This window comes from Nostoc cf. edaphicum LEGE 07299, from assembly GCF_015207245.1.
GTDB lineage: Bacteria > Cyanobacteriota > Cyanobacteriia > Cyanobacteriales > Nostocaceae > Nostoc > Nostoc edaphicum_B.
In genome coordinates this window covers 1-7,207 of record NZ_JADEXF010000159.1, presented here as the reverse complement: position 1 = coordinate 7,207, position 7,207 = coordinate 1, and the positions used below count along the sequence as shown (strand labels likewise).

Below are 7,207 nucleotides of genomic sequence, written 5' to 3'. Positions count from 1 at the left end.
GGATTGAACAAGCGCCTGAGTTAGCTGCCCAGGCATAAAAAAGCAATATATGCTAAGATTGTATCAAATTATAGCAATTATTCAAGAGCAATTTAGAATAATTTTGCGCTTTGTTGAGTAAACAAGCTAAAATCTACGATTTTTGGAGATTTTTAGGTTATGACAACCTCACAGGAGAGGATTATCCCGACAGACTTGCGAAACGAAATGTCGCAGTCTTATCTGGAATACGCCATGAGCGTGATAGTGGGTCGGGCGCTGCCAGATGCCAGGGATGGTCTAAAACCTGTGCATCGTCGCATTCTCTACGCAATGCACGAGCTAGGTCTGCTCCACGATCGCCCCTTTAAGAAATGCGCCCGTGTGGTGGGGGAAGTGTTGGGTAAATATCACCCCCACGGTGACACAGCAGTATATGATGCTTTGGTGCGGATGGCGCAGGATTTTTCCATGCGATCGCCCCTAGTTAACGGACATGGTAACTTTGGTTCGGTAGACAACGATCCACCAGCCGCCATGCGGTACACAGAATGCCGCTTACAAGCTTTAACTAGCGCTGGTTTACTCCACGACATCGAGTATGAAACCGTAGATTTCGCCGATAACTTCGACGGTTCCCAGCAAGAACCAACAGTACTACCGGCACGGATTCCCCAGTTGTTGCTCAACGGTTCCTCTGGTATTGCCGTGGGTATGGCAACCAACATTCCGCCGCACAATTTGGGCGAATTGATTGATGCTTTAGTGGCTGTAATCCACAATCCAGAAATCACCGATCTCGAATTAATGCAGTATGTCCACGGCCCAGACTTTCCGACTGGGGCGCAAATTTTGGGGACATCTGCCATTCGTGAAGCTTACACCACCGGGCGTGGTTCCATCACCATGCGTGGTGTCGCTAACATTGAAACCGTTGAACAACGGGGACGCCCAGATAGAGAAGCAATTATCATTACTGAATTGCCCTATCAAACCAATAAAGCGGCGCTGATTGAAAAAATCGCCGAAATGGTGAACGAGAAGCGTCTAGAGGGCATCGCAGATATCCGTGATGAAAGCGATCGCGACGGGATGCGAGTTGTCATCGAACTCAAGCGTGATGCTTATCCCCGCGTCGTTCTAAATAACCTCTACAAGCAAACACCACTACAAGCCAACTTCGGCGCGAACATGCTGGCGTTGGTGAATAGCGAACCCCAAGTACTCACCCTCAAGCAGTTCTTAACCGTCTTCTTGGATTTCCGCATCGAATCCATTGCTAGACGCACCCGCTACGAACTGCGGAAAGCCGAGGAACGCGATCATCTCCTGCAAGGGTTATTAATTGCCCTGTCCCACTTAGATCCAATTATTGTCTTAATTCGTCATGCTCCCGATGCACCCACAGCCAAAGGCGAATTAATCACAACTTACGGACTCTCGGAAGTGCAAGCAGATGCAATTTTGCAAATGCAATTGCGGCGGTTGACTGCCTTAGAAGCAGACAAAATTCGTTTGGAACACGAGGAATTACAAGCGAAAATCACCGATTTACAAGATATTTTGGCACGTCGGGAAAGAGTGCTAGAAATCATTGAAACCGAAGTCGCGCAACTAAAAACTAACTTTGCCACACCCCGCCGCACGGTAATTTTACCAGGGGAAGGCGAATTAGATGACCGTGACCTAATTGCCAATGAAAAAGCGATAATTCTGGTGACAGAGCAAGGTTACATCAAACGGATGCCAGTTAATACCTTTGAAGCCCAAAGCCGTGCTACCAGAGGCAAAGCCGCAGCCAAGGTCAAAGATGATGATACCATTGAGCATTTTTTGACTTGCTGCGATCACGACAGTATTTTATTCTTTAGTGAGCGTGGTGTTGTTTATTGCCTGAGAGCTTATCAAATTCCAGCGAGTTCGCGTACCAGTCGCGGGACACCAATCGTCCAGATGTTACCGATTCCCAAAGAGGAAAAAATCACCTCGATTGTACCCGTTGACGAGTTTAGCAGCGAAGAATACTTGGTTATGCTCACCAAGGGCGGCAATATCAAGAAAACCGAATTGGCAGCCTTTAGTCATATTCGCGCCAATGGTTTGATTGCCATTTCCTTAGAAGAAGGCGACCAACTGCGCTGGGTGCGACGCGCTAGAGTAGAGGACAGTGTAATCATTGGTTCTCGGAACGGAATGGCGATTAACTTCCGGTGCAACCACGAACAACTGCGTCCTTTAAGTAGGGCGACTCGTGGGGTGAAAGCCATGAAACTGAAAAATAAAGATGAACTGGTGGGTATGGATATCCTTCCCGCAGCAATTCTTGAAACTTTGAATATAGTTACAGAAGCCGAAACTGAAGATATCGAAGCAATCGAAACAATCGAAACAGAAGATATCGAAATTACCGAAACTAATGAAGAGTCCGCAGAAGTGCCTAGCAGTGGCATTGTTGGCCCTTGGGTGTTGGTAATTACAATGGGAGGATATGGTAAGCGCGTACCAGTTGCCCAGTTCCGCCTGCAAAATCGTGCTGGTCAGGGTTTAATGGCAACCAAGTTCAAAAACCGCAAAACCAAAGACAAGTTAGCAACCCTACGCATTGTCAACAATGATGATGATGAAATCATGATGGTGACAAATCGCGGTATTATCATCCGTCAAGCCGTAAATGCGATTTCTATCCAATCGCGATCGGCAACTGGAGTCAGAGTCCAGCGTTTAGACGAAGATGACGCCATTATCGGAGTAGCAGTAGTTCCACCTGATGCTGCCGATGCAGAAGAAGCAGAGTAAAAAGCAGGGGGAGAGGCTAAACGCCTTACTCCCTTATTTAATTGCCTTAGCTAGCGGCATTTTAATGGGGCTAACCGTAGCCCCAGTAGGTGCATGGTTATTGGCTTGGATTGCCATAGTTCCTTTATGGGTGCTAGTTGTCACTTCAACCAAAGGTAAAAACCAATTCCCCCCGGCTTTCCTCTGGGGTATTGGTTTTCACGGTGTCGCCCTATTCTGGATTACCGGAATTCATCCGATGACATGGTTGGGCGTTCCTTGGTTGCCAAGTTTGTTAATTACGCTTTTTTGTTGGGGATTTATCAGTGCCTTGGGAGGAGTATTCGTTAGTATTTGGGCGACTGTAATGGTTCGCCTGGGGGGGCAAAAACCTTGGCTACGTGTACTTATTGGTACAGCCGTCTGGTGCGGATTAGAGAGTCTGTGGAGTGCGGGGCCTTTGTGGTGGAGTTCCCTTGCTTACACTCAAAGTCCGCACAATCTCGTAATTGTACATCTGGGACAACTCTCTGGGCCTAATACTGTGACAGCTGCGATCGTTGCTATTAATGGTTTAATTGCTGAAGGATGGACGAACCACAGAGACGCAGAGGGCGCAGAGAGAACCTCCATGTCCTCCGCGCCTCTGCGGTTCGTTAATAAATACTGGGTTATCGCTACAGGACTATTAATTACCTTACACTTCATCGGTTTTATCTTATATAGCCGTCCCATTGCCCAATTACCAGAAGCAGCCTTGAAAGTGGGGATTGTTCAGGGTAATATCCCAAACCGACTTTTACGAAGTTCTGAAGGGTTTCGTCGCGCCCAAGAAAACTATACCAATGGATATCTAACTTTAGCAGACCAAGGTGTAGATGCAGTTCTCACTCCAGAAGGAGCCTTACCTATTTTCCAGCGTAACCTGATGCAAACTGCTTTAGTTGCAGCTGTGAAGGAGAAAGGTGTAGTTGCTTGGATTGGGGCTTTTGGCGAACGGGGAGACAGTTATACAATTAGCTTGTTTACTTTCAACAGTAAGGGTGAAATTGTCAGCCGCTACGATAAGTCCAAACTAGTACCCTTGGGAGAATATATTCCCTTTGAAGGAATTTTAGGCGGGATAGTTCAACGCTTGTCGCCACTGGAGGCACACCAAGTTGCTGGTTCAGCAAATCAGATATTTGACACTCCTTTTGGTCGGGCGATCGCTAGTATATGTTACGAATCTGCTTTTCCTGAACAATTTCGCCGTCAAGCTGCTGCGGGTGGGCAATTTATTGTCAGTTCTTCTAATGATGCCCATTACACTGCATCCATGCCATTCCAGCATCATGCACAGGATATCATGCGGGCAATTGAAAGCGATCGCTGGTCAGCACGGGCAACTAATACCGGATATTCAGCCTTTGTAGATCCTCATGGCAGAACCTTGTGGATGTCTGGATATAATACCTACGAAACTCATGCTGAAACAATTTATCGGCGACAGACACAAACTTTATATGTGCGTTGGGGTGATTGGTTAACTCCGTTGTTGTTAATCTCCTCTGGAGGAGCTTGGCTGGTAATTCGTGGTATAAAGAAATTTAGTAATGTTGGAAATCCCTAGCGTATTGAGTCTTTGGAATTATTAGCAAATTCCTCTGATGGGGCGGCTTTTGGAGGAAAACTTTTCGATTTACTAAAATTATGGATTTCGGAAGTGGTGAGGTCGCGCCATTGACCCAATTGTAGGTCATCTAATTGTAGATGACCTATGCTGACCCTGACCAGTCGCAAAGTCGGAAACCCGACAGCCGCAGTCATGCGCCGAACTTGGCGGTTTTTTCCCTCTGTCAAAGTCATTTCCAGCCAAGCTGTCGGTACATTTTTACGAAATCTAATTGGTGGAGTGCGTTCAGGGAGCTGTGGTTCTTCTGGTAAAAGCTTAACTTCTGCTGGTTGAGTGCGGTAATCTTGAATTTCCACACCTGTTTGCAACCTTTTGATAGCTTCTGCATTTGGAATTCGCTCTACCTGTACCCAGTAAGTACGTTTATGACCAAAACGCGGATGCGCAAGGCGATGTTGTAATTGTCCATCGTTTGTTAACAGCAGCAATCCTTCACTATCCCAATCTAAGCGTCCCACAGGATACACATCAGACACATCAATATAATCTTTTAAGGTGCTATGTGTGGGGGCATCTTTTGTAAACTGGCTGAGAACGCCGTATGGTTTGTAAAAAATAATATATCGGTAATGATTGGGCATGGGACATATAGAAGTAAAATTTATAAATTTTACTTTAGAGGCAAAGCAATTTGTAAAGTTGTACCTTCTTGGAATACACTCTTAATACTAATTTTACCACCGTGAGATTGAACTATTTGTTGAGCAATAGCTAACCCTAAACCAAATCCTCCAGTTTGACGCGATCGCTTTTTATCCACTCGATAAAATCGCTCAAAAATATACGGTAAATCAGCTTCAGGAATACCAATGCCATTGTCTATAATTTGGATTATAGCCCAACGTGATTGAGTAAATAATTGCAATTGAACTTGACCATCGGCAGAAGTATATTTACAAGCATTATTCAATAAATTTATAATTACTTGACGGAGCAAGTTAGCATCACCAAGCACAGTTATACTATTATTTGGCGGTTTGAAAACTAAACTAAGATGTTGTGCATCTGCTTGGGTGGCATAATCATCTCTTATCTGCACAAGCAAATTATTTAAGTCAATTACTTGTAATGATTCAGTCGGTAATTGACCTTGAGAACGTGCCAGAAACAACAGATTATTTACTAAAATACTCATTGATTTAGCAATATCAAAAATCTTTTGGAAGCGCTGACGTTGCACCTCCAGATCAGTAGATTTAGATAAAAAGCCGTATTGAGCATTACTAATAATTGCTGTCAAAGGCGATCGCAATTCGTGGGAAGCATCAGCTGTAAACCTTTGCAGATAATCATAATTGTGGCGAATTGGTTGCATTGCTAGCCCTCCCAACCACCAACCTGTGAGGGCAACTACAGCTAAAGTTATAGGTGCTGAGATAGCCAAAACCATACGGAATTCAGCTAAAGCGCTTTCAGTAGCTGTCATCGGCATCGCTGCCTGCAAATAACCAATTAATAAACCATTTTGGTAAACAGGCAACGTTACCTGACGTAGCCAGACTTTACTATTAGTCTTGATAGTATCAAACCCACCTGAGATTGAAAGGCGATCGCTGGGAATTGTACCAAAAAATTGTACAAGTTGCTTTTGCTCATCGTACCAACTTGCATACACGAGTTGACTATCCGGCAATGGTTGTACCATACTTCCCAACAATGGTACATGTTCCAAGTCTACCTGTCGCTGGCCATTATGCAGCTCCAACTTGACATTAGCTGCCATCACACTCGTTTTTTTATAAAGTAATCGGTCTAGTTCCTCCAACTCATCTATGACTTCCCAGTAGTACACTACTGCCGCAAACACAATTAAAATACTGCCCATTGTTAGTGTGAACCAACTTGCAAGATTGCGACGGCTGCGATTAAACATAAGTAATCGTTAGTAATGTTATTATTCTTCTCACTCTCCCAGTTTTTATTCTTGAGGATTTAAACGATAACCCATACCATAAACTGTTCTAATCCAGTCTTCTGCACCCAATACTTGCAAGCGTTGCCGCAACTTGCGTATTAGCACAGTTAAGGCATTGCTTTCTGGTTCCATACCGTACTCCCACAAAGCGTCTTCAATCTGGGTGCGAGTTAAAACCTGATTGGGATGACGCATCAGGTATTCTAGTAACTGTCCTTCACGTGGAGATAATTCTACTTTTACCTGACTCCGTTCTACACTTAATTCAGCTAAATGAAATTGTAAATCTGCTATACGTAAACTATACCCCTGCCAATTAGGAACTCTTCGCCCCAAAGCACGTACTCGTGCTAACAGTTCTACCAAGTCAGCAGGTTTAACTAAATAATCATCGGCTCCTGCGTCTAAACCTATAACTTTGTCGGGTGTGGTGTCTTTAGCAGTTAACATCAATACTGGAGCATTTTTACCAGAGAGACGATACTGGCGACACAGATCCAATCCACTAATTGTTGGTAACATCCAGTCCACAATTAATAGATCGTAATCTTTTTGCGAAATCAGCCATTGGGCAATTTCCCCATCTTCCGCAGCATCTACAATATATCCTGCCTCGGAGAGAATACCTTGTAGTGGTTCTAATTGTTCTAAGTCATCTTCTACTAGTAAAATCCGCATAAAACTTTTTAGTGTGAAGCTTTGCCATAGAAATATTAACTCTCTTTTAAAATTAGATATGTTAGTTACCTCTATGTCTTCTATCTAATTTTAGATTTTAACTTTCAGATTATTCTTCATCAGGAATAAGGTATATCTGCCAACAGGTAGTTACAAACCCTGCTATACCTTCGTGACTATTGAAA

The 7,207-nt window shown here is 44.2% G+C and carries 5 protein-coding genes; 2 read left to right on the top strand and 3 right to left on the bottom strand.

Annotated elements, in window-relative coordinates:
* Window positions 1–159 precede the first annotated feature (159 nt).
* Together gyrA and lnt are read left to right on the top strand one after the other, a co-directional pair.
* Window positions 160–2,775, top strand: a complete 2,616-nt coding sequence (gene gyrA / locus IQ229_RS06800) for a DNA topoisomerase (ATP-hydrolyzing) subunit A (protein WP_194042392.1) — start codon at window positions 160–162, stop codon at window positions 2,773–2,775.
* On the top strand, window positions 2,756–4,366 hold the full coding sequence (lnt, locus tag IQ229_RS06795) for an apolipoprotein N-acyltransferase (RefSeq protein ID WP_194042390.1): 1,611 nt from the start codon (window positions 2,756–2,758) through the stop codon (window positions 4,364–4,366). The genes gyrA and lnt overlap by 20 nt, the downstream gene beginning before the upstream one ends.
* Here the strand turns inward: lnt and IQ229_RS06790 are convergent.
* The 3 genes from IQ229_RS06790 to IQ229_RS06780 are packed head-to-tail and all read right to left on the bottom strand — an operon-like array spanning window position 4,363 to window position 7,022.
* A complete protein-coding gene (locus IQ229_RS06790) occupies window positions 4,363–5,010 on the bottom strand; it encodes an rRNA large subunit pseudouridine synthase E (RefSeq protein WP_194042388.1) in 648 nt (215 codons plus the stop codon). The two genes, lnt and IQ229_RS06790, sit on opposite strands and share 4 nt — an antisense overlap.
* Window positions 5,011–5,039: 29 nt before the next feature.
* Window positions 5,040–6,302, bottom strand: a complete 1,263-nt coding sequence (locus IQ229_RS06785; protein WP_194042386.1) for a sensor histidine kinase — start codon at window positions 6,300–6,302, stop codon at window positions 5,040–5,042.
* 45 nt (window positions 6,303–6,347) lie between these two features.
* A complete protein-coding gene (locus IQ229_RS06780; RefSeq protein WP_194042384.1) occupies window positions 6,348–7,022 on the bottom strand; it encodes a response regulator transcription factor in 675 nt (224 codons plus the stop codon).
* Between the last annotated feature and the right edge of the window lie 185 nt (window positions 7,023–7,207).

Bases quoted from the DNA above. Each gene is read 5' to 3' on its own strand.
- IQ229_RS06790 (WP_194042388.1), bottom strand. From the start codon at position 5,010: ATGCCCAATCATTACCGATATATTATTTTTTACAAACCATACGGCGTT.
- gyrA (WP_194042392.1), top strand. From the start codon at position 160: ATGACAACCTCACAGGAGAGGATTATCCCGACAGACTTGCGAAACGAA.
- IQ229_RS06785 (WP_194042386.1), bottom strand. From the start codon at position 6,302: ATGTTTAATCGCAGCCGTCGCAATCTTGCAAGTTGGTTCACACTAACA.
- IQ229_RS06780 (WP_194042384.1), bottom strand. From the start codon at position 7,022: ATGCGGATTTTACTAGTAGAAGATGACTTAGAACAATTAGAACCACTA.
- lnt (WP_194042390.1), top strand. From the start codon at position 2,756: ATGCAGAAGAAGCAGAGTAAAAAGCAGGGGGAGAGGCTAAACGCCTTA.